Origin of the sequence: Streptomyces thermocarboxydus (genome assembly GCF_024760485.1) — a bacterium.
Taxonomy (GTDB): domain Bacteria; phylum Actinomycetota; class Actinomycetes; order Streptomycetales; family Streptomycetaceae; genus Streptomyces; species Streptomyces cellulosae.
This window is the reverse complement of the sequence record NZ_CP058273.1, coordinates 1,092,589-1,117,282: the sequence shown is the minus strand read 5'-3', so window position 1 is coordinate 1,117,282 and position 24,694 is coordinate 1,092,589. Positions and strand designations below refer to the sequence as shown.

Annotated in this window: 21 protein-coding genes; 20 read left to right on the top strand and 1 reads right to left on the bottom strand. The window is 72.4% G+C overall.

Going from position 1 to position 24,694, the window contains the following annotated elements; all coding sequences use genetic code 11:
* From AY578_RS05195 to AY578_RS05140, 12 genes are all read left to right on the top strand, one after another.
* Positions 1-1,287, top strand: coding sequence for a dihydroorotase (locus AY578_RS05195; protein ID WP_258902127.1), 1,287 nt, complete (start codon positions 1-3; stop codon positions 1,285-1,287).
* Positions 1,284-1,844 carry a PH-like domain-containing protein gene (locus AY578_RS05190; RefSeq protein ID WP_019523744.1) on the top strand — a complete coding sequence of 187 codons (561 nt, stop codon included), beginning with the start codon at positions 1,284-1,286 and terminating at the stop codon, positions 1,842-1,844. The genes AY578_RS05195 and AY578_RS05190 overlap by 4 nt, the downstream gene beginning before the upstream one ends.
* On the top strand, positions 1,841-2,983 hold the full coding sequence (gene carA, locus AY578_RS05185) for a glutamine-hydrolyzing carbamoyl-phosphate synthase small subunit (protein ID WP_019523743.1): 1,143 nt from the start codon (positions 1,841-1,843) through the stop codon (positions 2,981-2,983). The genes AY578_RS05190 and carA overlap by 4 nt, the downstream gene beginning before the upstream one ends.
* The gene (gene carB / locus AY578_RS05180; protein WP_136237613.1) at positions 2,976-6,290 is read left to right on the top strand and encodes a carbamoyl-phosphate synthase large subunit; all 3,315 of its coding nucleotides are present in this window, start codon (positions 2,976-2,978) and stop codon (positions 6,288-6,290) included. The genes carA and carB overlap by 8 nt, the downstream gene beginning before the upstream one ends.
* A gap of 48 nt (positions 6,291-6,338) precedes the next feature.
* A complete protein-coding gene (locus AY578_RS05175) occupies positions 6,339-7,445 on the top strand; it encodes a quinone-dependent dihydroorotate dehydrogenase (protein ID WP_019523741.1) in 1,107 nt (368 codons plus the stop codon).
* A complete protein-coding gene (gene pyrF / locus AY578_RS05170; RefSeq protein WP_019523740.1) occupies positions 7,442-8,287 on the top strand; it encodes an orotidine-5'-phosphate decarboxylase in 846 nt (281 codons plus the stop codon). Before AY578_RS05175 ends, pyrF begins: the two co-directional genes overlap by 4 nt.
* Positions 8,288-8,577: 290 nt before the next feature.
* Positions 8,578-8,901 (top strand): integration host factor, encoded by a 324-nt coding sequence (locus AY578_RS05165; RefSeq protein ID WP_003977346.1) that lies wholly within the window; start codon positions 8,578-8,580, stop codon positions 8,899-8,901.
* A gap of 60 nt (positions 8,902-8,961) precedes the next feature.
* Complete coding sequence (gene gmk, locus AY578_RS05160) at positions 8,962-9,555, top strand: guanylate kinase (RefSeq protein WP_051101627.1); 594 nt, start codon at positions 8,962-8,964, stop codon at positions 9,553-9,555.
* Positions 9,556-9,617: 62 nt separating this feature from the next.
* Positions 9,618-9,890, top strand: coding sequence for a DNA-directed RNA polymerase subunit omega (gene rpoZ, locus AY578_RS05155; RefSeq protein ID WP_006131222.1), 273 nt, complete (start codon positions 9,618-9,620; stop codon positions 9,888-9,890).
* A 122-nt stretch (positions 9,891-10,012) separates the two neighbouring features.
* Entirely contained in the window at positions 10,013-11,215 is a 1,203-nt protein-coding gene (gene coaBC / locus AY578_RS05150; RefSeq protein ID WP_136237612.1) for a bifunctional phosphopantothenoylcysteine decarboxylase/phosphopantothenate--cysteine ligase CoaBC, read from the top strand.
* 237 nt (positions 11,216-11,452) lie between these two features.
* A complete protein-coding gene (metK, locus tag AY578_RS05145) occupies positions 11,453-12,661 on the top strand; it encodes a methionine adenosyltransferase (protein ID WP_019523737.1) in 1,209 nt (402 codons plus the stop codon).
* 338 nt (positions 12,662-12,999) lie between these two features.
* Positions 13,000-15,147: a primosomal protein N' gene (locus AY578_RS05140; RefSeq protein WP_028960959.1), complete on the top strand. Its 2,148-nt coding sequence runs from the start codon at positions 13,000-13,002 to the stop codon at positions 15,145-15,147.
* Positions 15,148-15,401: 254 nt separating this feature from the next.
* Here the strand turns inward: AY578_RS05140 and AY578_RS05135 are convergent, their stop codons facing one another.
* Positions 15,402-15,950, bottom strand: coding sequence for a hypothetical protein (locus AY578_RS05135; protein WP_020700068.1), 549 nt, complete (start codon positions 15,948-15,950; stop codon positions 15,402-15,404).
* Positions 15,951-16,246: 296 nt separating this feature from the next.
* Between AY578_RS05135 and fmt the strand changes: the two genes are divergently transcribed.
* From fmt to AY578_RS05095, 8 genes are all read left to right on the top strand, one after another.
* The gene (fmt, locus tag AY578_RS05130) at positions 16,247-17,179 is read left to right on the top strand and encodes a methionyl-tRNA formyltransferase (RefSeq protein WP_019523734.1); all 933 of its coding nucleotides are present in this window, start codon (positions 16,247-16,249) and stop codon (positions 17,177-17,179) included.
* 75 nt (positions 17,180-17,254) lie between these two features.
* Positions 17,255-18,682 (top strand): RsmB/NOP family class I SAM-dependent RNA methyltransferase, encoded by a 1,428-nt coding sequence (locus AY578_RS05125; RefSeq protein WP_258902125.1) that lies wholly within the window; start codon positions 17,255-17,257, stop codon positions 18,680-18,682.
* Positions 18,683-18,814: 132 nt separating this feature from the next.
* A complete protein-coding gene (rpe, locus tag AY578_RS05120) occupies positions 18,815-19,501 on the top strand; it encodes a ribulose-phosphate 3-epimerase (protein ID WP_019523732.1) in 687 nt (228 codons plus the stop codon).
* Positions 19,502-19,579: 78 nt separating this feature from the next.
* Positions 19,580-20,623 (top strand): sugar-binding transcriptional regulator, encoded by a 1,044-nt coding sequence (locus AY578_RS05115; protein WP_019523731.1) that lies wholly within the window; start codon positions 19,580-19,582, stop codon positions 20,621-20,623.
* Positions 20,624-20,663: 40 nt separating this feature from the next.
* Positions 20,664-21,068, top strand: coding sequence for a guanyl-specific ribonuclease (locus AY578_RS05110; RefSeq protein WP_019523730.1), 405 nt, complete (start codon positions 20,664-20,666; stop codon positions 21,066-21,068).
* On the top strand, positions 21,065-21,433 hold the full coding sequence (locus tag AY578_RS05105; RefSeq protein ID WP_019523729.1) for a barstar family protein: 369 nt from the start codon (positions 21,065-21,067) through the stop codon (positions 21,431-21,433). Before AY578_RS05110 ends, AY578_RS05105 begins: the two co-directional genes overlap by 4 nt.
* Positions 21,434-21,525: 92 nt before the next feature.
* Complete coding sequence (locus tag AY578_RS05100; protein WP_026243665.1) at positions 21,526-22,968, top strand: GuaB1 family IMP dehydrogenase-related protein; 1,443 nt, start codon at positions 21,526-21,528, stop codon at positions 22,966-22,968.
* Positions 22,969-23,213: 245 nt separating this feature from the next.
* Positions 23,214-24,692: an amino acid permease gene (locus tag AY578_RS05095; protein ID WP_019523727.1), complete on the top strand. Its 1,479-nt coding sequence runs from the start codon at positions 23,214-23,216 to the stop codon at positions 24,690-24,692.
* Positions 24,693-24,694: the final 2 nt, after the last annotated feature.

Sequence of the window (24,694 nt, the reverse complement as noted above, 5' to 3'; positions counted from 1 at the left end):
ATGAGCAAGACCCTGATCCGTGGTGCGAAGGTGCTCGGCGGCGAGCCCCAGGACGTCCTGATCGACGGCGAAACGATCACTCAGGTCGGCACCGGCCTCTCCGCCGAGGGCGCCGAGGTGGTCGAGGCCGGCGGCAAGGTGCTGCTGCCGGGCCTGGTCGACCTGCACACCCATCTGCGCGAGCCCGGCCGCGAGGACTCCGAGACCGTCCTCACCGGCACCCGCGCGGCGGCGAGCGGCGGCTACACCAATGTGTTCGCCATGGCCAACACCTTCCCGGTCGCCGACACCGCCGGCGTCGTCGAGCAGGTCTGGCGGCTCGGCAGGGAGCACGGCTACTGCGACGTGCAGCCGATCGGCGCCGTCACCGTCGGCCTGGAGGGCAGGAAACTCGCCGAGCTGGGCGCCATGCACGAGTCCGCGGCCGGCGTCACCGTCTTCTCCGACGACGGCAAGTGCGTCCACGACGCCGTGATCATGCGCCGCGCCCTGGAGTACGTGAAGGCCTTCGACGGCGTCGTCGCCCAGCACGCCCAGGAGCCCCGCCTCACCGAGGGCGCCCAGATGAACGAGGGCGTCGTCTCCGCCGAGCTGGGCCTCGGCGGCTGGCCGGCCGTCGCCGAGGAGTCGCTCATCGCCCGTGACGTGCTGCTCGCCGACCACGTCGGCTCCCGCGTCCACATCTGCCACCTGTCGACCGCCGGCTCCGTGGAGATCGTCCGCTGGGCCAAGTCCCGCGGCATCCGCGTCACCGCCGAGGTCACCCCGCACCACCTGCTCCTCACCGACGAGCTGGTGCGCTCCTACAACCCGGTCTACAAGGTCAACCCGCCGCTGCGCACCGAGCGCGACGTGCTGGCCCTGCGCGAGGCGCTCGCCGACGGCACCATCGACATCGTCGCCACCGACCACGCCCCGCACCCGCACGAGGACAAGGACTGCGAGTGGGCCGCCGCGGCCATGGGCATGGTCGGCCTGGAGACCGCGCTGTCGGTGGTCCAGGAGACGATGGTCGACACGGGCCTGCTGGACTGGGCCGGCGTCGCCGAGCGCATGTCCCTCGCCCCCGCGCGCATCGGCCGCGCCGAGGGCCACGGCCGGCCCGTCTCGGCAGGTGAGCCCGCCAACCTCACCCTCGTCGACACGGCATACCGTGGACCGGTGGACCCCGCGGGCTTCGCCTCGCGCAGCCGCAACACGCCCTACGAGGGCCGCGAGCTGCCGGGCCGTGTCACCCACACCTGGCTCCGGGGCAAGGCCACGCTCGTCGACGGGAAGCTCACGTGACATCTCTCATCCTGCTGGCCGCCGAGAAGGAATCGGCGGAAGTGACCGACTGGGCCGCCCGGATCGGCTGGGTCGTCGGGCTCGCCCTCTTCGTCGCGCTCGTCTACTGGCTGATGCGCGAAGGCTGGAAGTGGCGCGGCACGCTCCAGAGCGACCTGCCCGAGCTGCACAGCGCGCCGGACGACCCCGGCCCGGCGACACTGACCATGAGCGGCCGCTACCACGGCTCGACCACCGCGGGTCAGTGGCTGGACCGCATCGTGGCGCACGGCCTGGGCACCCGCAGCCGTGCCGAGCTGACGCTCAGCGACGCCGGACTGGACGTCGTGCGCCCCGGCGCGGAGAACTTCTTCGTCCCGGCTGACGCACTGCGCGAGGCCCGGCTCGACAAGGGCATCGCCGGCAAGGTCCTCACCGAGGGCGGCCTGCTGGTGATCACCTGGCAGCACGGCGACCGGCTCATCGACTCCGGGTTCCGCTCCGACCACGCGGCGGAGCACACCGAGTGGGTCGACGCCCTCACCAACATGATCAACAAGACGGAAGGCGCACGATGACAACCTCCACCAGGGGAACCGCCAAGGTTCCCGCCGTACTCGTCCTGGAGGACGGCCGGATCTTCCGGGGCCGTGCCTACGGGGCGGTGGGGGAGACCTTCGGCGAAGCGGTGTTCTCCACCGGCATGACCGGCTACCAGGAAACCCTCACCGACCCGTCGTACCACCGCCAGGTCGTGGTGATGACCGCCCCGCACGTCGGCAACACCGGCGTCAACGACGAGGACGCCGAGTCCAAGAGGATCTGGGTCTCCGGCTACGTCGTGCGCGACCCCGCGCGCGTGCCGTCCAACTGGCGCTCCCGCCGCACCCTCGACGAGGAACTGGCCGCCCAGGGCGTCGTCGGCATCAGCGGCGTCGACACCCGCGCCCTCACCCGGCACCTGCGCGAGCGGGGCGCCATGCGCGTCGGCATCTTCTCCGGCAACGCCCTGCCCGACGAGGGCACCATGCTCGCCGAGGTCCGCCAGGCCCCCGAGATGACGGGCGCCGACCTCTCCGCCGAGGTGGCCACCAAGGAGGCGTACGTCGTCCCCGCGCAGGGCGAGAAGAAGTTCACCGTCGCCGCCGTCGACCTCGGCATCAAGGGCATGACCCCGTACCGGATGGCCGAGCGCGGTATCGAGGTGCACGTGCTGCCCGCCACCGCGAGCGTCGACGACGTGTACGCGGTGAACCCGGACGGCGTGTTCTTCTCCAACGGCCCCGGCGACCCCGCCACCGCCGACCACGCCGTCGCCGTGATGCGGGGCGTGCTGGAGCGGGGCACCCCGCTGTTCGGCATCTGCTTCGGCAACCAGATCCTCGGCCGCGCCCTCGGCTTCGGCACCTACAAGCTGAAGTACGGCCACCGCGGCATCAACCAGCCGGTGCAGGACCGTACGACCGGCAAGGTCGAGGTCACCGCGCACAACCACGGCTTCGCCGTCGACGCGCCGCTCGACCAGGTCTCCGACACCCCGTTCGGCCGCGCCGAGGTGTCCCACGTCTGCCTGAACGACAACGTGGTGGAGGGCCTCCAGCTGCTCGACAAGCCGGCCTTCAGCGTCCAGTACCACCCCGAAGCGGCAGCGGGCCCGCACGACGCCGCCTACCTGTTCGACCGCTTCGTGAAGCTCATGGAGGGCCAGCGTGCCTAAGCGCACCGATATCCAGTCCGTCCTGGTCATCGGCTCCGGCCCGATCGTCATCGGCCAGGCCGCGGAGTTCGACTACTCCGGCACCCAGGCCTGCCGCGTGCTCAAGGCCGAGGGCCTGCGCGTCATCCTGGTCAACTCCAACCCGGCGACGATCATGACCGACCCGGAGATCGCCGACGCGACCTACGTCGAGCCGATCACGCCCGAGTTCGTCGAGAAGATCATCGCCAAGGAGCAGCCGGACGCCCTGCTGCCCACCCTGGGCGGCCAGACGGCCCTCAACGCGGCGATCTCCCTGCACCAGAACGGCGTCCTCGACAAGTACGGCGTCGAGCTGATCGGCGCCAACGTCGAGGCGATCCACAAGGGCGAGGACCGCGACCTGTTCAAGGAGGTCGTGGAGGAGGTCCGCCGCAAGATCGGCCACGGCGAGTCCGCCCGCTCCTACATCTGCCACTCCATGGACGACGTCCTCAAGGGCGTCGAGGAGCTCGGCGGCTACCCCGTCGTCGTCCGCCCGTCCTTCACCATGGGCGGCGCCGGCTCCGGCTTCGCGCACAACGAGGAGGAACTGCGCCGCATCGCCGGCCAGGGCCTCACCCTCTCGCCGACCACCGAGGTGCTCCTCGAGGAGTCCATCCTCGGCTGGAAGGAGTACGAGCTGGAGCTGATGCGCGACAAGAACGACAACGTCGTGGTCGTCTGCTCCATCGAGAACTTCGACCCCATGGGCGTCCACACCGGCGACTCGATCACCGTCGCCCCGGCGATGACGCTGACCGACCGCGAGTACCAGGTGCTGCGCGACGTCGGCATCGCGATCATCCGCGAGGTCGGTGTCGACACCGGCGGCTGCAACATCCAGTTCGCGGTGAACCCCGAGGACGGCCGGGTCATCGTCATCGAGATGAACCCCCGCGTCTCGCGCTCCTCCGCGCTCGCCTCCAAGGCGACCGGTTTCCCCATCGCCAAGATCGCCGCCAAGCTCGCCGTCGGCTACACCCTCGACGAGATCCCGAACGACATCACGCAGGAGACCCCGGCCTCCTTCGAGCCGACCCTCGACTACGTGGTCGTGAAGGCCCCGCGGTTCGCCTTCGAGAAGTTCCCGAGCGCCGACTCCACCCTCACCACCACCATGAAGTCGGTCGGCGAGGCCATGGCCATCGGCCGCAACTTCACCGAGGCCTTCCAGAAGGCGCTGCGCTCCCTGGAGAAGAAGGGCAGCCAGTTCACCTTCACCGGCGAGCCCGGCGACAAGGCCGAGCTGCTGCGCGAGGCCGTCCGGCCCACCGACGGCCGCATCAACGCCGTCATGCAGGCCATCCGCGCGGGCGCCACCCCCGAGGAGGTCTTCGACGCCACGAAGATCGACCCGTGGTTCGTCGACCAGCTCTTCCTCATCAAGGAGACCGCCGACGAGCTGGCCGCCGCCCCCGAGCTGACCCCGGACCTGCTCGCCGAGGCCAAGCGGCACGGCTTCTCCGACCATCAGATCGGCGAGATCCGCGGCCTGCGCGAGGACGTCGTCCGCGAGGTCCGCCACGCGCTCGGCATCCGCCCGGTCTACAAGACGGTCGACACCTGCGCCGCCGAGTTTGCCGCGCAGACGCCGTACTTCTACTCCTCCTACGACGAGGAGACCGAGGTCGCGCCCCGGGAGAAGCCCGCGGTGATCATCCTGGGCTCCGGCCCGAACCGCATCGGCCAGGGCATCGAGTTCGACTACTCCTGCGTCCACGCCTCCTTCGCCCTGAGCGACGCCGGTTACGAGACGGTGATGGTCAACTGCAACCCGGAGACCGTCTCCACGGACTACGACACCTCCGACCGGCTCTACTTCGAGCCGCTCACGCTCGAGGACGTGCTGGAGATCGTCCACGCCGAGCAGCAGGCCGGACCGGTCGCCGGTGTGATCGTCCAGCTCGGCGGCCAGACCCCGCTGGGCCTGTCCCAGGCGCTCAAGGACAACGGCGTGCCGATCGTCGGCACCTCCCCGGAGGCCATCCACGCCGCCGAGGACCGCGGCGCCTTCGGCCGCGTCCTCGCCGAGGCGGGCCTGCCGGCCCCCAAGCACGGCACCGCCACCACCTTCGCCGAGGCCAAGGCCATCGCCGACGAGATCGGCTACCCGGTCCTCGTCCGCCCGTCCTACGTGCTCGGCGGCCGCGGCATGGAGATCGTCTACGACGAGAACCGGCTCGAGGCGTACATCGCCGAGTCGACCGAGATCAGCCCCTCCCGGCCGGTCCTCGTCGACCGCTTCCTCGACGACGCCATCGAGATCGACGTCGACGCCCTCTACGACGGCACCGAGCTCTACCTCGGCGGCGTCATGGAGCACATCGAGGAGGCCGGCATCCACTCCGGCGACTCGGCCTGCGCCCTGCCCCCGATCACCCTCGGCGGCCACGACATCAAGCGGCTGCGCGCCTCCACCGAGGCCATCGCGCGCGGTGTCGGCGTGCGCGGTCTGATCAACATCCAGTTCGCGCTGGCCGGGGACATCCTCTACGTCCTCGAGGCCAACCCGCGGGCCTCCCGCACCGTTCCCTTCACCTCGAAGGCGACCGCGGTGCCGCTCGCCAAGGCCGCCGCGCGCATCTCGCTCGGCGCCACCGTCGCCGAGCTGCGCGCCGAGGGCCTGCTCCCGGCGAAGGGCGACGGCGGCGAACTGCCGCTGGACGCGCCGATCTCCGTCAAGGAGGCCGTCATGCCGTGGTCCCGCTTCCGGGACATCCACGGCCGCGGCGTCGACACGGTCCTCGGCCCGGAGATGCGCTCCACCGGCGAGGTCATGGGCATCGACAGCGTCTTCGGCACCGCCTACGCCAAGTCGCAAGCCGGCGCCTACGGTCCGCTGCCCACCAAGGGCCGCGCCTTCATCTCGGTCGCCAACCGGGACAAGCGCTCGATGATCTTCCCGGCGCGCGAGCTGGTGGCGCACGGCTTCGAGCTGCTCGCCACCTCCGGCACCGCCGAGGTCCTCAAGCGCAACGGCATCAAGGCCACCGTCGTGCGCAAGCAGTTCGAGGGCACCGGACCCAACGGCGAGAAGACCATCGTCCAGCTCATCCACGACGGCGAGGTCGACCTCATCGTCAACACCCCGTACGGCACGGGCGGCCGGCTCGACGGTTACGAGATCCGCACCGCGGCCGTGGCCCGCTCGGTGCCCTGCCTCACCACGGTCCAGGCGCTCGCCGCCGCCGTCCAGGGCATCGACGCGCTCAACCGGGGCGACGTGGGAGTCCGCTCGCTCCAGGAACACGCGGAACATCTGACCGCGGCCCGCGAGGACCAGTAGCCCGAAGGGGGACACCGGAAACGGTGTCCCCCTCTCCATGAGGACACCATGTACAGGATTCTCTTCACCCTGCTCTTCTCCCGGATGGACCCGGAGGAGGCCCACCACATGGCCTTCCGCTGGATCCGCCGCGTCGCCCGCGTCCCCGTGCTGCGCACCTTCGTCGCCGCCGTGCTCGCCCCGCGGTACGAGGAACTGCGCACCGAGGCGCTCGGACTGCGCCTGCACAGCCCCTTCGGACTGGCCGCCGGCTTCGACAAGAACGCCGTCGGCATCGACGGCCTCGCGATGCTCGGCTTCGACCACGTCGAGATCGGCACCGTCACCGGCGAAGCGCAGCCCGGCAACCCCAAGAAGCGGCTGTTCCGCCTGGTCCCCGACCGCGCGCTGATCAACCGCATGGGCTTCAACAACGACGGCTCTCTCGCCGTCGCCGCCCGCCTGGCCTCGCGCAGACCGGTGTTCCGGACGGTCGTGGGCGTCAACATCGGCAAGACCAAGGTCGTTCCGGAGTCCGAGGCCGCCGCCGACTACGTGAAGTCCGCCGAGCGGCTCGCGCCCCACGCCGACTACCTCGTCGTCAACGTCTCCAGCCCGAACACCCCGGGCCTGCGCAGCCTCCAGGCCGTGGACCAGCTCCGCCCGCTGCTCACCGCCGTGCGCGAGGCCGCCGACCGCGCGGTCCCGGCCCGCCGGGTGCCGCTCCTGGTGAAGATCGCCCCCGACCTGGCCGACGAGGACATCGACGCCGTCGCCGACCTCGCCGTGGAACTCGGCCTCGACGGCATCATCGCCACCAACACCACCATCGCCCGCGAGGGCCTCGGCCTGACCTCCGGCCCGGCCCTGGTCCAGGAGACCGGCGGACTGTCCGGCGCGCCCCTCAAGGCCCGCTCCCTGGAGGTGCTGCGCCGCCTCTACGCGCGCGTGGGCGACCGGATCACCCTGGTCGGGGTCGGCGGCATCGAGAACGCCGAGGACGCCTGGCAGCGCATCCTGGCCGGCGCCACGCTGGTCCAGGGATACAGCGCCTTCATCTACCAGGGCCCCTTCTGGGCCCGCTCCATCCACAAGGGGCTCGCCGCGCGGCTGCGCACCAGCCCCTACACCACGCTCGCCGACGCGGTGGGCGCCGACGTGAGGACCTCCGCATGACCGGACTCGAACCCTTCGGCGCACGGCTGCGCCGCGCGATGGACGAGCGGGGCCCGCTGTGCGTGGGCATCGACCCGCACGCCTCCCTGCTGTCCGAGTGGGGCCTGGGCGACAACGTCGACGGTCTTGAGCGCTTCAGCCGCACCGTGGTCGAGGCCGTGGCCGACCGGGTCGCCGTGCTCAAGCCGCAGAGCGCCTTCTTCGAGCGGTTCGGCTCGCGCGGCGTCGCCGTGCTGGAGACCACCGTGCGGGAGGCCCGGGAGGCCGGCGCGCTGGTGGTCATGGACGCCAAGCGCGGCGACATCGGCTCGACCATGGCCGCCTACGCGGAGGCGTTCCTGCACAAGGACGCGCCGCTCTTCTCCGACGCGCTCACCGTCTCCCCGTACCTCGGCTACGGCTCGCTCAGCCCCGCCGTCGCCCTGGCGCGGGAGTCCGGCGCCGGGCTCTTCGTGCTGGCGCTCACCTCCAACCCGGAGGGCGGCGAGGTGCAGCACGCGGTGCGCGCCGACGGACGCACGGTCGGCGCGACGGTCCTCGGTCACCTCGCGCTGGAGAACGCGGGGGAGGAGCCGCTGGGCTCCTTCGGCGCGGTGGTCGGCGCCACCCTCGGTGACCTCTCCTCGTACGACCTCGACATGGGCGGGCCGATCCTGGCGCCGGGCATCGGGGCGCAGGGGGCGACGCCGGCGGACCTCCCGTCGGTGTTCGGGAGCGCGGTGCGCAACGTGGTGCCGAACGTCAGCCGGGGGCTGTTGCGCCACGGTCCCGACACGGTCGCTCTGCGTGACGCCTCGGAGCGGTTCGCGGACGAGATCCGTGCCGCGCTGACGTCCGCCTGAGAGGCCTGAGCAGCGGACTCCGTGGTCGTCGGACTCTGGATACACCCTCAAATCAGAGGAATTATGTCCGGAATGTCGGGCCTGGCGGAGGCTGACCAGGACTTTTCCGCTGTTCTCGCTGACTCAGAGCGCGTGGGCCGCTAGTCTCCGACGGGTGGGGGTACCTCCCACGCCTTTCAGGCAGTGGGGGAGAACGGGCGGCACGTGTTGCTCGTGACTCCCCAGGTGTGGGGCGACTAGGTTCCTCACCGGTCCGTATCCGACAGTTCGACATCCGAGGTGACGTAGGCGTGGCTCTTCCGCCCCTTACCCCTGAACAGCGCGCAGCCGCGCTCGAAAAGGCCGCCGCGGCTCGCCGGGAGCGGGCCGAGGTCAAGAATCGACTCAAGCACTCCGGCGCCTCCCTGCACGAGGTCATCAAGCAGGGTCAGGAGAACGACGTCATCGGCAAGATGAAGGTCTCCGCCCTGCTCGAGTCCCTGCCGGGCGTGGGCAAGGTCCGCGCCAAGCAGATCATGGAGCGTCTGGGGATCTCCGAGAGCCGCCGCGTGCGGGGTCTCGGTTCGAACCAGATCGCCTCTCTTGAGCGCGAGTTCGGCAGCACCGGCTCCTGAGTCACGGGCGTCCCGGGACCGGCGTCCCGGGCACCCCGCGATTGCTGGAATAATCGCCGCATGGCAGCAACACCCCGGGGGGCGACCCCCGTACCCCCGGACGAACGTCCGCGACTGACCGTGCTCTCCGGCCCCTCCGGGGTCGGCAAGAGCACGGTCGTCGCGCATATGCGCAAGGAGCACCCCGAGGTCTGGCTCTCGGTGTCGGCGACGACCCGCAAGCCGCGCCCCGGTGAGCAGCACGGCGTCCACTACTTCTTCGTCACCGACGAGGAGATGGACAAGCTGATCGCCAACGGCGAGCTGCTCGAGTGGGCCGAGTTCGCGGGGAACCGCTACGGCACACCCCGCAAGGCGGTGCTGGAGCACCTGGAGGCGGGTGTGCCCGTGCTCCTGGAGATCGACCTCCAGGGCGCGCGGCAGGTCCGCGAGTCCATGCCCGACGCCCTGCTGGTGTTCCTGGCCCCTCCCTCCTGGGAGGAACTGGTCCGCAGGCTCACGGGCCGGGGCACCGAGTCGCCCGAGGTCATCGAGCGCCGGCTGGAGGCCGCCCGGACCGAGCTCGCGGCCGAACCGGAGTTCGACACGACGCTGGTCAACACCTCCGTCGAGGAGGTAGCTCGCGAGCTGCTAGCCTTGATGAACGTCGTGTGATCGTGGACGACCGTCCACAGGTCGGAACGACTGAATCTTTCCCATCCATCGGAAGGTAGAGCGTGTCCTCTTCCATCTCCGCGCCCGAGGGCATCATCAACCCGCCGATCGACGAGCTCCTCGAGGCCACGGACTCGAAGTACAGCCTCGTGATCTACGCGGCCAAGCGGGCCCGCCAGATCAACGCGTACTACTCGCAGCTCGGCGAAGGCCTGCTCGAGTACGTCGGTCCTCTCGTCGACACCCACGTCCACGAGAAGCCGCTGTCGATCGCGCTGCGCGAGATCAACGCGGGACTGCTGACCTCCGAGGCCGTCGACGGCCCCAACCAGTGATCGGTCAGTACGTCGTACCATCAGCTCGCAGCTGACTTTTCCACAGGCCCGGCAGACGTCTGCCGGGCCTGTGGTGTTCTCATGGGTGAGGGAAGCAGGATTCCGGAGTGCGGGGAGAGACGGTGGACAAGCCCAAGGTCGTTCTCGGGGTCAGCGGCGGCATCGCCGCTTACAAGGCCTGTGAGCTGCTGAGGCGGCTCACCGAGTCGGGACACGACGTCCGCGTCGTCCCCACCGCCTCCGCGCTGCACTTCGTCGGCGCCGCCACCTGGTCCGCCCTCTCCGGCAACCCGGTCTCCACCGAGGTCTGGGACGACGTCCACGAGGTGCCGCACGTCCGCATCGGACAGCACGCCGACCTGGTCGTCGTCGCGCCCGCCACGGCCGACATGCTCGCCAAGGCCGCCCACGGCCTCGCCGACGACCTCCTCACCAACACCCTCCTCACCGCACGCTGCCCGGTGGTCTTCGCCCCCGCCATGCACACGGAGATGTGGGAACACCCGGCCACCCAGGAGAACGTGACCACGCTGCGCGCCCGCGGCGCCGTCGTGATCGAGCCCGCCGTGGGCCGCCTCACCGGCGTCGACACCGGCAAGGGCCGGCTGCCCGACCCCGCCGAGATCTTCGAGGTCTGCCGCCGCGTCCTGGCCCGCGGCGTCACCGCCCCCGACCTCGCCGGACGGCACGTCGTCGTCAGCGCGGGAGGCACCCGCGAGCCCCTCGACCCGGTCCGCTTCCTCGGCAACCGCTCCTCCGGCAAGCAGGGCTACGCCCTCGCCCGCACCGCCGCCGCCCGCGGCGCCCGCGTCACCCTCGTCGCCGCCAACACCGCGCTGCCCGACCCGGCCGGCGTCGACGTCGTCCGCGTCGGCACGGCCGTGGAGCTGCGCGAGGCCGTTCTCCAGGCCGCACGCGACGCGGACGCGGTCGTCATGGCGGCCGCCGTCGCCGACTTCCGCCCCGCCGTCTACGCGGCCGGGAAGATCAAGAAGAAGGACGACCAGGAGCCGGCGCCCATCACCCTGGTACGGAATCCGGACATTCTCGCCGAGGTGTCCGGCGACCGGGTGAGGTCCGGACAGGTGATCGTCGGCTTCGCCGCGGAGACCGACGACGTCCTCGCCAACGGCCGCGCCAAGCTGAAGCGCAAGGGGTGCGACCTCCTCGTGGTGAACGAGGTGGGCGAGGCGAAAACCTTCGGTTCCGAGACCAACGAGGCCGTGGTGCTGGGCGCCGACGGCAGTGAGACGCCCGTCCCGCACGGGCCGAAAGAGGCCCTCGCCGACACGGTGTGGGACCTCGTCGCGGAGCGTCTCGCATGAATGGCTCATCCATGACCCGACTCCCCGGAACGACTCCATCCGGGGTGTGGCGCCTCTGGCGAACCGCGCCCCGCCCGGAGAGAATGCCCGTGCCGCAGGTCACAGCGCTCTCGCGAGGCGAGACGGGGGGACCCGTGGCGACGTACGACCGATAAACTGTTCCACCGACGGCGTCGGGTGCAGCCCCCGCCGTTCGCCCATGATCAGCCAGCAGCCGCTGCAACCCCAGGGAGCATTGTGTCCCGTCGTCTGTTCACCTCGGAGTCCGTGACCGAGGGTCACCCCGACAAGATCGCTGACCAGATCAGCGACACCATTCTCGACGCGCTGCTCCGCGAGGACCCGACCTCCCGGGTCGCCGTCGAGACCCTGATCACCACCGGCCTCGTGCATGTGGCCGGCGAGGTCACCACCAAGACGTACGCGGACATCGCGACGCTGGTGCGCAGCAAGATCCTGGAGATCGGTTACGACTCCTCGAAGAAGGGCTTCGACGGCGCCTCCTGCGGCGTCTCCGTGTCGATCGGCGCGCAGTCCCCGGACATCGCCCAGGGCGTCGACACGGCGTACGAGACCCGGGTCGAGGGCGACGACGACGAGCTGGACCGCCAGGGCGCGGGCGACCAGGGCCTGATGTTCGGGTACGCGACGGACGAGACGCCGACGCTGATGCCGCTGCCGGTCTTCCTGGCGCACCGCCTGTCGAAGCGCCTGTCCGACGTCCGCAAGAACGGGACCATCCCCTACCTGCGCCCGGACGGCAAGACCCAGGTCACCATCGAGTACGACGGCGACAAGGCCGTCCGCCTGGACACCGTCGTCGTCTCCTCGCAGCACGCCTCCGACATCGACCTGGAGTCGCTGCTCGCCCCCGACATCCGCGAGTTCGTCGTGGAGCCGGAGCTGAAGGCGCTGCTCGAGGACGGCATCAAGCTCGACACCGAGAACTACCGGCTGCTGGTGAACCCGACCGGGCGCTTCGAGATCGGCGGCCCGATGGGCGACGCCGGTCTCACCGGCCGGAAGATCATCATCGACACCTATGGCGGCATGGCCCGTCACGGCGGCGGCGCCTTCTCCGGCAAGGACCCGTCCAAGGTGGACCGCTCGGCCGCGTACGCGATGCGCTGGGTCGCGAAGAACGTGGTCGCGGCCGGCCTGGCAGCCCGCTGCGAGGTGCAGGTCGCGTACGCGATCGGCAAGGCGGAGCCGGTGGGCCTGTTCGTGGAGACCTTCGGCACGGCCAAGGTCGACGTGGAGAGGATCGAGCGGGCGATCGACGAGGTCTTCGATCTCCGCCCCGCCGCGATCATCCGCGACCTGGACCTGCTGCGCCCGATCTACGCGCAGACCGCCGCCTACGGTCACTTCGGGCGTGAGCTGCCGGACTTCACGTGGGAGCGGACGGACCGCGTCGACGCGCTGCGGAAGGCTGCGGGGCTGTAGCCCACGGGCTGTTTTCGGCCGAGGCCCGGTACGGCTCCCTTGCGGGAGCGTGCCGGGCCTCGGTGCGTTTCGCGGACGGGGGGCGGCCGTTCAGCGCCGGGTGCGGGTGCTTTGTGGCTGGTCGCGCAGTTCCCCGCGCCCCTGAAGGGCGCTTCCGCAGCGGCCCGCTGACAAGGCCGCGCCGCAGGTGCGGGCATCTCTTCAGCGGCGGGTGCGGGTGTTCCGTGGCTGGTCGCGCAGTTCCCCGCGCCCCTGAGGGGTGTTGCCGCCGCGGCTGCTGAAAGTGTCCCGCCGCTGCGGGCGGCCGTGTTGTCAGTCGGGTTTGGAACAATGCAGGGGTGAGCAGCGAGGACGGATACACCGACGGGGACGCGCAAGGCGCGCCCCCCGAGCAGCTCGCGCTCATCCGGGAGACCGTGCGACAGGCCAAGGCCCCCCGCGCGAAGCCCCGCACCTGGCGCGGAGCCGCCCTCGCCAAGGACCTCCCCGTCGCCCGCGTCCTCGTCGACAAGGGCGTCCTCCACCTCGACCGCTACTTCGACTACGCCGTCCCCGAGGAGCTGGACGCCGACGCCCAGCCGGGCGTCCGGGTGCGGGTCCGTTTCGGCGCCGGCCGGCACCGCGTGCGGGACGGGCGGCGCGAGGGCGGCGGCCTCATCGACGGGTTCCTGATCGAGCGCCGCGCCGAGTCCGACTACTCCGGCCCGCTGGCCGCGCTCGCCCAGGTCGTCTCGCCCGAGCGGGTGCTGGACGAGGAGCTGCTGGGTCTCGCCCGCGCGGTCGCCGACCGGTACGCGGGCAGCCTCGCCGACGTCCTCCAGCTCGCGGTGCCGCCGCGCAACGCCCGTGCCGAGCAGCGCCCCTCGCCGGACCCGCTGCCCCCGCCTCCGGCTCCGGCGGCCGGGTCCTGGGAGCGGTACGAGCAGGGCCCGGCCTTCCTGGAGTCCCTGGCCTCGGGCGGCAGCCCGCGCGCCGTGTGGAGCGCCCTGCCCGGGCCGCTGTGGTGCGAGGAGATCGCCCGCGCCGTCGCGGCGACCCTGTCCTCGGGGCGCGGTGCGCTGGTCGTCCTGCCGGACGGGCGGGCCGTGGCCCGGCTCGACGCCGCGCTCACCGAGCTGCTGGGGGAGGGCCGGCACGCGGTGCTCACGGCCGACGCCGGTCCACAGAAGCGGTACGCCCAGTGGCTCGCCGTACGGCGCGGGTCGGTGCGGGCGGTGATCGGGACGCGGGCGGCGATGTTCGCGCCGGTGCGGGACCTCGGGCTGGTCGCGGTCTGGGACGACGGCGACGACAACCTCAGCGAGCAGCACGCGCCGCAGCCGCACGCCCGGGAGGTGCTGCTGCTGCGGGCCGCCCAGGACCGCTGCGGCTTCCTGCTCGGCGGCTGGAGCTGCACGGTGGAGGCGGCCCAGCTCGTGGACACCGGCTGGGCGCGGCCGTTGCAGGCCGCGCGGGAGCGGGTCCGGGCGGTCGCGCCGCTGGTGCGGACGGTCGGCGACCAGGATCTCGCGCGGGACGAGGCCGCCCGCGCCGCCCGGCTGCCCACGCTCGCCTGGCAGGCGGTCCGGGAGGGGCTGCGGCACGGGCCGGTGCTGGTCCAGGTCCCGCGGCGCGGTTACGTCCCGCGGATGGCGTGCGCCACCTGCCGGGCGCCGGCGCGGTGCCGCCACTGCTCCGGCCCGCTGGAGGCGCACGGCTCCGACGACCTGCGCTGCGGGTGGTGCGGGCGTACGGAGAGCGGCTGGCACTGTCCCGAGTGCGGGGGGTTCCGGCTGCGGGCGCAGGTGGTGGGGGCGCGGCGGACCGCCGAGGAACTGGGGCGGGCGTTCCCGGCGGTGCCGGTGCGGACGTCTGGGCGGGAGCACGTGCTGGACACGGTGCCGGGGGCGCCCGCGGTGGTGGTGAGCACGCCAGGGGCGGAACCGGTCGCCGAGGGCGGGTACGCGGCGGCGCTGCTGCTGGACGGCTGGGCCATGCTGAGCCGGCCCGACCTGCGGGCCGGGGAGGACGCGCTGCGGCGATGGATGGGCGCGGCGGCGCTGGTGCGGCCGCAGACGGCGGGCGGGACGGTGGTCGTGGTCGCCGAGCCGACGCTGCGGCCGGTGCAGGCGCTGGTGCGGTGGGATCCGGCGGGGTTCGCGGTGCGGGAGCTGGCCGAACGGGGGGAGCTCGGGTTTCCGCCCGTGTCGCGGATGGCGGCGGTGGCGGGGCCGGGGGAGGCCGTGGCCGAGTTCTTGCGTGCCGTGGAGTTGCCGCCCAGCGCGGAGGTGCTGGGGCCTGTTCCGATGCCGGTGACTCCGGCGGGGCGGCCGCGTAGGCCGGGGGCGCCACCGCCCGGCGAGCAGTGGGACCGCGCGTTGATCCGAGTGCCTCCGGGGCACGGGGCTCCCCTCGCGGCCGCGCTGAAGGCTGCGCAGGCGGCGCGGATGGCTCGGGGCGGGAGCACACCGGTGTGGGTGCGGATCGATCCTGCGGACATCGGGTAACGCGCGTGTGGCCGGTCAGGGGTGCTGTACGGGCGCGCCCGGCGGGGGTGTCGTTGCGCCCACCCGTGCCGCCCTGCGGCACGACCGCCCGCAATGGCGGCGGGGCAGCGCCCTCAGGGGCGGCGGGGCAGCGCCCTCAGGGGCGCGGGGAACCGCGCGACCAGCCACGAACCACACGCACCCGGCGCTGCGACTGCCCCGGAAGAAGCCTGCACGCCCTCCCAGGACGGCGGTGGGAGGGCGTGGGTGGGGGGTCAGCCGTTGCGGGGGGTGGGGAAGGCCGTGGGGCGGGGGTCGTCCCGGAGGGACGGGCTGCCCGCCGTCGGCTGGGTCGGCATCGCGCGGGCCGCCGGCACGGTCGGCACCGTGGTGACGCCGGAGCCGACGTTGACCGTCCGCGAGGACGACGAATCCGGCGCCCGCTCGCCCTCGGCGGTGGCCGCCGCCTGCGCGGCGGCGCGCCGCGCGCCGTACCGGCGGTGCACGGCCTGCTTGGTGACCCCGAGGGCGGAGCCCACCGCGTCCCACGAGAAGCCCAGGGAGCGGTCGAAGTCCACCGCGGCCGTGACCAGGGTCTCGACGCTGTCCCGCAGTTCCTGGGCGAGACGGACGGTCGGGGCGGGGGCTCGTCCGTAGACGACGAAGCCCGTGGAGGGACCGGAGCGGCGCGGGCGGTAGACGTTGCCGAGCTGGGCGGTGAGCGTGCGCAGTGCGTCCACCTGCCGGCGGACCCGCTCGATGTCCCGCACCAGCAAGTGCAGGCTGGCCCGAGCCTGGGCGTCGTGGGTTGCGTGGTCGGCCATGAACAAGCCTCTCGAACCGGCGTTGAAAGGAATGGACCCCGTCGGGGCCCGTGGTCAGCTCTTTCCTGACCAACGCCGTTTCGGTCCCCGAGTCACGGGCTGGGGCGCGGCGGCATATTCGTACGCCCCCCGCCGGAACCGGCGCGCACGGGACCGTTCCCAGCTCGGAACGTTCCTGCACCGTGCGACGGCCGGCCCCGGACGCGACGCCCTCTCCCTGCGTCCACGCCCGGGGCCCGCCCCATAGACTGGTGCGTCGCCCGAACCGTTCCCGCCCGAGAGGCCCTGCGCACCCCATGAAGCTCGTCTTCGCCGGTACCCCCGAGGTCGCCGTTCCCGCACTGGACGCTCTTCTCGCCTCCGGGCGGCACGAGGTCGCCGCCGTCGTCACACGGCCCGACGCGCCCGCCGGACGCGGCCGCCGGATGGTCGCCTCGCCGGTCGCCGAGCGGGCGGAGGAGGCCGGCATCGAGGTGCTGAAGCCGAACAGGCCGAAGGACCCCGACTTCCTGGAGCGGCTGAGGGAGATCGCCCCCGACTGCTGCCCCGTCGTCGCCTACGGCGCGCTGCTGCCCAAGGCGGCCCTCGACATCCCCGCCCACGGCTGGGTCAACCTGCACTTCTCGCTGCTCCCGGCCTGGCGCGGCGCGGCCCCCGTGCAGCACGCGATCATGGCGGGCGACGAGATCACCGGCGCCACCACCTTCCTCATCGAGGAGGGGCTGGACTCCGGGCCCGTCTACGGCACCGTCACCGAGGAGATCCGCCCCACCGACACCAGCGGCGACCTGCTCACCCGGCTCGCCTTCGCCGGCGCGGGGCTGCTCGCCGCGACCATGGACGGCATCGAGGACGGCACGCTCAAGGCCGTGCCGCAGCCCTCGGAGGGCGTCAGCCTCGCCCCCAAGGTCACCGTCGAGGACGCGCGCGTCGACTGGCGGGCCCCGGCGCTGCGCGTCGACCGGGTGGTGCGCGGCTGCACGCCCGCGCCCGGCGCCTGGACCACCTTCCGCGGTGAGCGGCTGAAGATCGTCCAGGCCAGGCCCGTACCCGAGCGGACGGACCTGGCGCCCGGGCAGCTGTCCGCGGGGAAGAACAACGTGTACGTCGGGACCGGTTCGTACGCGGTGGAGCTGCTGTGGGTGCAGCCGCAGGGCAAGAAGCCGATGCGCGGCGCGGACTGGGCGCGCGGGGTGCGGATCGCGGCCGGGGAGACCCTCGGCGACTGACGGCCCCCGGCTCCTTCCCGGCGTACGCCGTAGGCTGGAGCGCGCACTTCCACCCACATCCGGAGCACCTTTTTCGTGAGCGACCAGCCCCGTCGGCCCCGCAGGCCCGCCAAGCCCTACCGCCGGCCCAAGAAGGACCCCGTCCGCATCCTCGCCTTCGAGGCGCTGCGGGCCGTGGACGAGCGTGACGCGTACGCCAACCTCGTCCTGCCCCCGCTGCTGCGCAAGGCGCGGGAGAGCGAGGGACCCGAGAAGTTCGACGCGCGGGACGCGGCGCTGGCCACCGAGCTGGTGTACGGCACCCTGCGCCGCCAGGGCACGTACGACGCGATCATCGCGGCCTGTGTCGACCGGCCGCTGCGCGAGGTCGACCCGCCGGTGCTGGACGTGCTGAGCCTCGGCGCGCACCAGCTTCTCGGCACGCGGATCCCGACGCACGCCGCCGTGTCCGCCACCGTCGAGCTGGCCCGGGTGGTGCTGGGCGACGGGCGGGCCAAGTTCGTCAACGCCGTGCTGCGGAAGATCGCCCAGGACGACCTGGACGGCTGGCTGGAGCGGGTCGCGCCGCCGTACGACGAGGACCCCGAGGACCATCTGGCCGTCGTGCACTCCCACCCGCGCTGGGTGGTCTCCGCGCTGTGGGACTCCCTCGGCGGCGGGCGCGCCGGCGTGGAGGAGCTGCTGCGCGCCGACAACGAGCGGCCCGAGGTGACGCTGGTCGCCCGTCCCGGGAGGGCCACCACCGACGAACTGCTCACCGAGGAGGCGGCCGTCCCCGGCCGCTGGTCGCCGTACGCGGTGCGGCTCACCGAGGGAGGGGAGCCCGGCGCGGTCCAGGCGGTCGCCGAAGGGCGGGCCGGGGTCCAGGACGAGGGCAGCCAGCTGGTGGCGCTCGCGCTCGCGGCGGCGCCCGTGGAGGGGCCGGACCGGCGGTGGCTGGACGCGTGCGCGGGTCCCGGCGGCAAGGCCGCGCTGCTCGGCGCGCTCGCCGCGGAGCGCGGGGCCGTGCTGCTGGCCTCCGAGAAGCAGCCGCACCGGGCGGGCCTCGTCGCCAAGGCGCTCGCCGGGAACCCCGGCCCGTACCAGGTGGTCGCCGCCGACGGCACGCGCCCGCCGTGGCGGCCCGGCAGCTTCGACCGCGTGCTGGTCGACGTACCGTGCACCGGTCTCGGCGCCCTGCGCCGCCGTCCCGAGGCGCGGTGGCGGCGCCGCCCCGAGGACCTGGACGGCTTCGCGCCGCTCCAGCGCGGGCTGCTGCGCACCGCCCTGGAGTCCGTACGGGTCGGCGGCGTCGTCGGCTACGCGACCTGCTCGCCGCACCTCGCGGAGACCCGGGCGGTGGTGGCGGACCTCCTCAAGCAGTTCCCGGACGCCGAACTGATCGACGCCCGGCCCCTCCTCCCCGACGTCCCCGGCCTCGGCGACGGCCCCGACATCCAGCTCTGGCCCCACCTCCACGGCACGGACGCGATGTATCTGGCGCTGTTGCGCCGCACTGCCTGACCCCGGCCCCGCGTCTTCGGGGCAGGCCCCGTCAACGGCGTGAGGCGGCGCGGATCTTCGTGCCGCCGCGCCCCGTTGCCCAGTCCCCGGACCGTCCGTACCGCCGGGCGGCGCAGCGCATACGCTTGGGGCATGGCCCCGCAGATCAGTCCCAGCATTCTGTCCGCCGACTTCGCCCGGCTCGCCGAGGAGGCGAAGGCCGTGGAGGGAGCCGACTGGCTCCATGTCGACGTGATGGACAACCACTTCGTGCCGAACCTGACGCTCGGCGTGCCGGTCGTGGAGTCGCTCGCCCGGGCCACGGACACGCCGCTGGACTGTCATCTGATGATCGAGGACCCCGACCGCTGGGCGCCGCAGTACGTGGAGGCGGGGGCCGGCTCCGTCACCTTCCACGTCGAGGCGGCCACCGCGCCCGTCCGGCTCGCCCGGGAGATCCGCGCCAAGGGCGCCCGCGCCTCCATGGCGCTGCGGCCGGCGACGCCGATCGAGCCGTACGAGGATCTGCTGCCCGAGCTGGACATGCTGCTGATCATGACGGTTGAGCCGGGCTTCGGCGGGCAGGCGTTCCTCGACATCATGCTGCCGAAGATCCGCCGCACCCGTGAGCTGATCGGCAAGCACGGTCTGGAGCTGTGGCTGCAGGTCGACGGCGGTGTGTCGGCCTCGACCATCGAGCAGTGCGCCGACGCCGGCGCGGACGTCTTCGTCGCGGGATCCGCCGTGTACGGGGCGTCGGACCCGGCCGAGGCGGTCCGTGCCCTGCGCAAGCAGGCGGAGGAGGCGACGTCCAGGGCGTCGTGGTTGCACGACCACTGAGCGTCATATATGTGAACGGCGGCCAGCAGGGCTGATCGACAGCGCCGGATCTGCAAGGATGAACGGCGAGTCCAGAGTGTGAACAGCAGTGAGGAGATCGCCGTGTCGGGTATGTCGGCGGGCCGGTCAGCCATGCGGATGGGACCCGCTGAGCTGGTGCAGGCGGCGGCCATGGCCCGCCGCTTCTACCTCGAGGGCAAATCCAAGATCCAGATCGCCGAGGAGTTCGGCGTCAGCCGCTTCAAGGTGGCCCGGGTCCTGGAGACCGCCCTCGAGCGGGATCTGGTACGCATCGAGATCCGCGTGCCCGCCGAGCTGGACGCCGAGCGCTCGGACGCGCTCCGCGCCCGCTACGGCCTGCGGCACGCCGTCGTGGTCGAGTCCCCGGCCGAGGCCGAGGAGACGCCCGACCCCGAGAACCTGGGAGAGGTGGCCGCCGACCTGCTCGGCGAGCTGGTCAACGAGGGCGACGTCCTCGGCCTCGCCTGGGGGCGTTCCACCATCCACATGGCGGCGGCCCTGGACCGGCTCCCGCCCTGCACGGTCGTCCAGCTCACCGGCGTCTACGACGCGGGCACGGCGGAGCGTGGCTCGGTCGAGGCCGTGCGCCGCGCCGCGCAGGTGTCGGGCGGCGACGCCCACCCCATCTACGCGCCGATGCTCCTCCCGGACGCCGCCACCGCGGAAGCGCTGCGCCATCAGACCGGTATCGCGCGGGCCTTCGAGTACTTCGACAAGGTCACCGTCGCCTGCGTGTCCATCGGCTCCTGGGAGCCGGGCATCTCCACGGTGCACGACATGCTCAGCGACGAGGAGCGCGCCCACTACGCCTCCCTCGGCGTGGCCGCCGAGATGTCCGCGCACCTCTTCGACGCCGAAGGACGCCGGGTCGGCCGCGACCTGGGTGAGCGCTGCATCACCGTCAAGACCGACCAGCTGCGCAAGGTGCCCGAGGTCGTCGCCATCGCCGGCGGCCAGCGCAAGGGCCCGGCCATCGACGCGGTGCTCCGCTCCGGCCTCGTCACCAGCCTGGTGACCGACACCTCGGCCGCCGACTACCTGATGACCGCCGGACCCACCCCGCGCTCCGCCCTCAACCGCGCGGACCCGGACGGCCCCTGACGGGGTGTGGGACCGGGAGGAGACTGGCAGCATCGGCCGCATGACGCCGCTCCGGGCCCTCCTCCCGCGTCTCCTGGCCTGCCTGCTCCTCGCCCTGCTGGCGTCCGGCTGCTCGTCCGGCGGTGACACCGGGGACGACCGCACCGGCATCCCCGCCTGGGCCGAGGGGATGCCCGTCGCCGAGGCGTCCGAGCTGCCCGCAGAGGCCCGCCGCACCCTCCAACTCATCGACGAGGGCGGCCCGTTCCCCTACGAGCGGGACGGCTCCGTGTTCGGCAACTTCGAAGGGCTCCTGCCCCGGCACGAACGCGGCCACTACCGCGAGTACACGGTGCCCACGCCCGGATCCGACGACCGGGGCGCCCGGCGCATCGTCACCGGCCGGAACGGCGAGACGTACTACACCGACGACCACTACGCATCGTTCACGGCGGTACTGAGATGACCCACGACCTCACCGGCCGGCTCGTCGTCCCCCTCGACCTCGACGGGGTGACCGACAAGGCGGGCCTGATGGACCGCTGCGCCCGCGCGCTCGGCCTGCCCGACTGGTTCGGCCGCAACTGGGACGCCCTCGCCGACTCCCTGTCCGACCGCACCGTCTGGCCCGAGGGCGCCGACGGACGCGGACTGCTGCTCGTCGTCCGCGGCTGGCGGGCGTTCGCCGACGCCCGCCCCGAGGAGTGGGCGACCGCCCAGGAGGTGTTCGCCGAGGCCGCGGAACGCGACCCCGCGCTCACCGTGGCGCTCGCCGTTGGAGGATCCGCCGAGCACCTTCCCGACCGGGCTGGACGATCCGACCGGGACTGACATTCCGGTCGCCGTGGGAGAATGAAGTACGTGCTCTTCCCCCTGGCTGACCTGTCCGGGGGCCACCTCTGATCGACTGGGATGTGCAGCACGTGCGTTTCCTCAACGACATCCAGCCCCCGTACGACCTGACGTACGACGACGTCTTCATGGTGCCGAGCCGCTCCGCGGTCGGCTCGCGGCAGGGTGTGGACCTCACCTCGCCCGACGGCACGGGCACCACGATCCCGCTGGTCGTCGCCAACATGACCGCGATCGCCGGCCGCCGCATGGCCGAGACGGTCGCCCGGCGCGGCGGACTGGTCGTCATACCGCAGGACATCCCGATCGAGGTCGTCGCCGAGGTCGTCTCCTGGGTGAAGTCCCGCCATCTGGTGCTGGACACCCCGATCGTGCTGGCCCCCCACCAGACCGTCGCCGACGCGCTGTCCCTGCTGCCGAAGCGGGCGCACAACGCGGGCGTGGTCGTCGACGAGGAGCGTCGCCCGGTCGGCGTGGTCACCGACGCCGACCTCACCGGCGTGGACCGCTTCACCCAGCTCGACGAGGTCATGTCCAAGGACCTGCTCCTCCTCGACGCCGGCATGGACCCGCGCGAGGCCTTCAACACCCTCGACGGCGCCAACCGCCGCTACGCGCCCGCCGTGGACGCCGAGGGCCGCCTGGCCGGCATCCTCACCCGCAAGGGCGCCCTGCGCGCCACCCTGTACACGCCCGCCACGGACGCCCAGGGGCGGCTGCGCATCGCCGCCGCCGTCGGCATCAACGGCGACGTGGCCGGCAAGGCCAAGCAGCTCCTCGAAGCCGGTGTCGACACCCTCGTCATCGACACCGCGCACGGCCACCAGGAGTCGATGATCAACGCCGTCCGGCTGGTGCGCGGGCTCGACCCGCAGGTGCCGGTCGTCGCCGGCAACATCGTCTCCGCCGAGGGCGTCCGCGACCTGATCGAGGCCGGCGCGGACATCGTCAAGGTCGGCGTGGGCCCCGGAGCCATGTGCACCACCCGCATGATGACCGGCGTCGGCCGGCCGCAGTTCTCCGCCGTGCTGGAGTGCGCCGCCGAGGCGAGGAAGCACGGCAAGCACGTGTGGGCCGACGGCGGCGTCCGTCACCCGCGCGACGTGGCCATGGCCCTCGCGGCCGGCGCGTCCAACGTGATGATCGGCTCCTGGTTCGCCGGCACCTACGAGTCCCCGGGCGACCTCCAGCACGACGCGAACGGCCGCCCCTACAAGGAGTCCTTCGGCATGGCCTCCGCCCGCGCCGTGCGCAACCGCACCTCCGAGGAGTCCGCCTACGACCGCGCCCGCAAGGCGCTGTTCGAGGAGGGCATCTCCACCTCCCGCATGTTCCTCGACCCGGAGCGCCCCGGCGTCGAGGACCTGATCGACTCGATCATCGCGGGCGTCCGCTCCTCCTGCACCTACGCCGGCGCCGCCTCCCTGGAGGAGTTCGCCGAGAAGGCCGTCGTCGGCGTCCAGAGCGCGGCCGGCTACGCCGAGGGCAAGCCGCTCCACGCCAGCTGGAGCTGATCCGACCGGTGGGGCGGGTGTGGAACGGCCCACACGGCCGGCGCAACGAACACCCGCCTCGCCTCGAGGAACGCAATGATCTTGCGGTGGTACGCAAGGTTGCTGCATTTCAGCAGCAACGACAAACCTCGTAGGGTTACGCGCTGTACGTGTGTGGCGGGGACCCCGCTCGACGGGTCCCGGCTGTCGCGGGGCGCCGTCGGTCCCCGGCCGCGGAAGCCCGGCAGCGATCAAGGAGTCACCGCGTGCTCGACCATGGCGCACCCCCGCACAACGGCGGTCCCTCCGCCCCGCACTCCGAGGGCCAGGGCATGCGCCTGATGCGCCGCAAACCGGTGGAACGCCTGGTCGCCGAGGGTGGCCACGGCGAGGGCGGCACGCTGCGCCGCTCCCTCGGGCTGTGGCAGCTGACCATGATCAGCATCGGCGCCACCCTCGGCACCGGCATCTTCGTCGTCCTCGGCGAGGCCGTCCCCAAGGCCGGACCGGCGGTCACGCTGTCCTTCGTCATCGCCGGTCTGACGGCGCTCTTCTCCGCCCTCTCCTACGCCGAGCTGGCCGGCACCATCCCCGTCTCCGGCTCCTCCTACTCGTATGCGTACGCAACGATGGGCGAACTGATCGCCTGGGTTTGCGGCTGGTGTCTGATGCTGGAGTACGGCGTCTCGGTCGCGGCCGTCGCCGTCGGCTGGGGCGAGTACCTCAACGAACTCCTCGACGGCACCATCGGCGTCACCCTGCCCGCCGCGCTGTCCGCCCCGCCCGGCGACGGCGGCATCTTCAATGCGCCGGCGCTCATCGTCGTCCTGCTGGCCATGGCGTTCCTGCTCGGCGGCGCCCGCGAGTCCGCCCGCGCCAACACCGTGATGGTCCTCGTCAAGATCGGCGCCCTGGTGCTGTTCTGCGCCATCGGCGTCCAGGGCTTCCGCTCCGGCAACTACGAGAACTTCATGCCGCTCGGCATGGCCGGCGTCAGCGCGGCGGGAGCCACCCTGTTCTTCTCGTACATCGGCTTCGACGCCGCCTCCACCGCCGGCGAGGAGGCCAAGAACGCCCAGCGCGACCTGCCCCGCGCGATCCTGCTGTCCCTCGCGATCATCACCGCGCTGTACGTCCTGGTCGCCGCCGTCGCCGTGGGCGCCAAGCCGTGGCGCCAGTTCAGCGACTCCGAGGCCACCCTCGCCCAGATCATGCGCGAGGTCACCGGGCAGAGCTTCTGGGGCACCCTGCTGGCGTTCTGCGCCGTCATCGCCATCGCGAGCGTCGTCCTCACCGTGCTCTACGGCCAGACCCGCATCCTGTTCGCCATGTCCCGCGACGGACTGGTGCCCAAGGTGTTCGCCAAGGTCAGCCCGCGCACCGGCACGCCCCGCGCCAACACCCTGATCGTCTCCCTGTTCTGCGGTGTCCTCGCCGCCGCCGTCCCGCTCGGCCAGCTCGCCGACGCCACCAGCATCGGCACCCTCTTCGCCTTCGCCCTGGTCAACATCGCCGTGGTGGTGCTGCGCCGCGGGCGTCCCGACATGCCGCGCTCCTTCCGGGTCCCGCTGTCCCCGCTGCTGCCCGCGCTCGGCCTCGGCTTCTGCCTGTGGATGATGGGCAGCCTGTCGGCCGTCACCTGGGTCGTCTTCGGTGTCTGGATGGCCGTCGGGCTCGTGTTCTACTTCCTCTACGGCTACCGCCGTTCCCGGCTCGCCGCCCCCGCCCCGTCGGAAGCGAAGTGAAC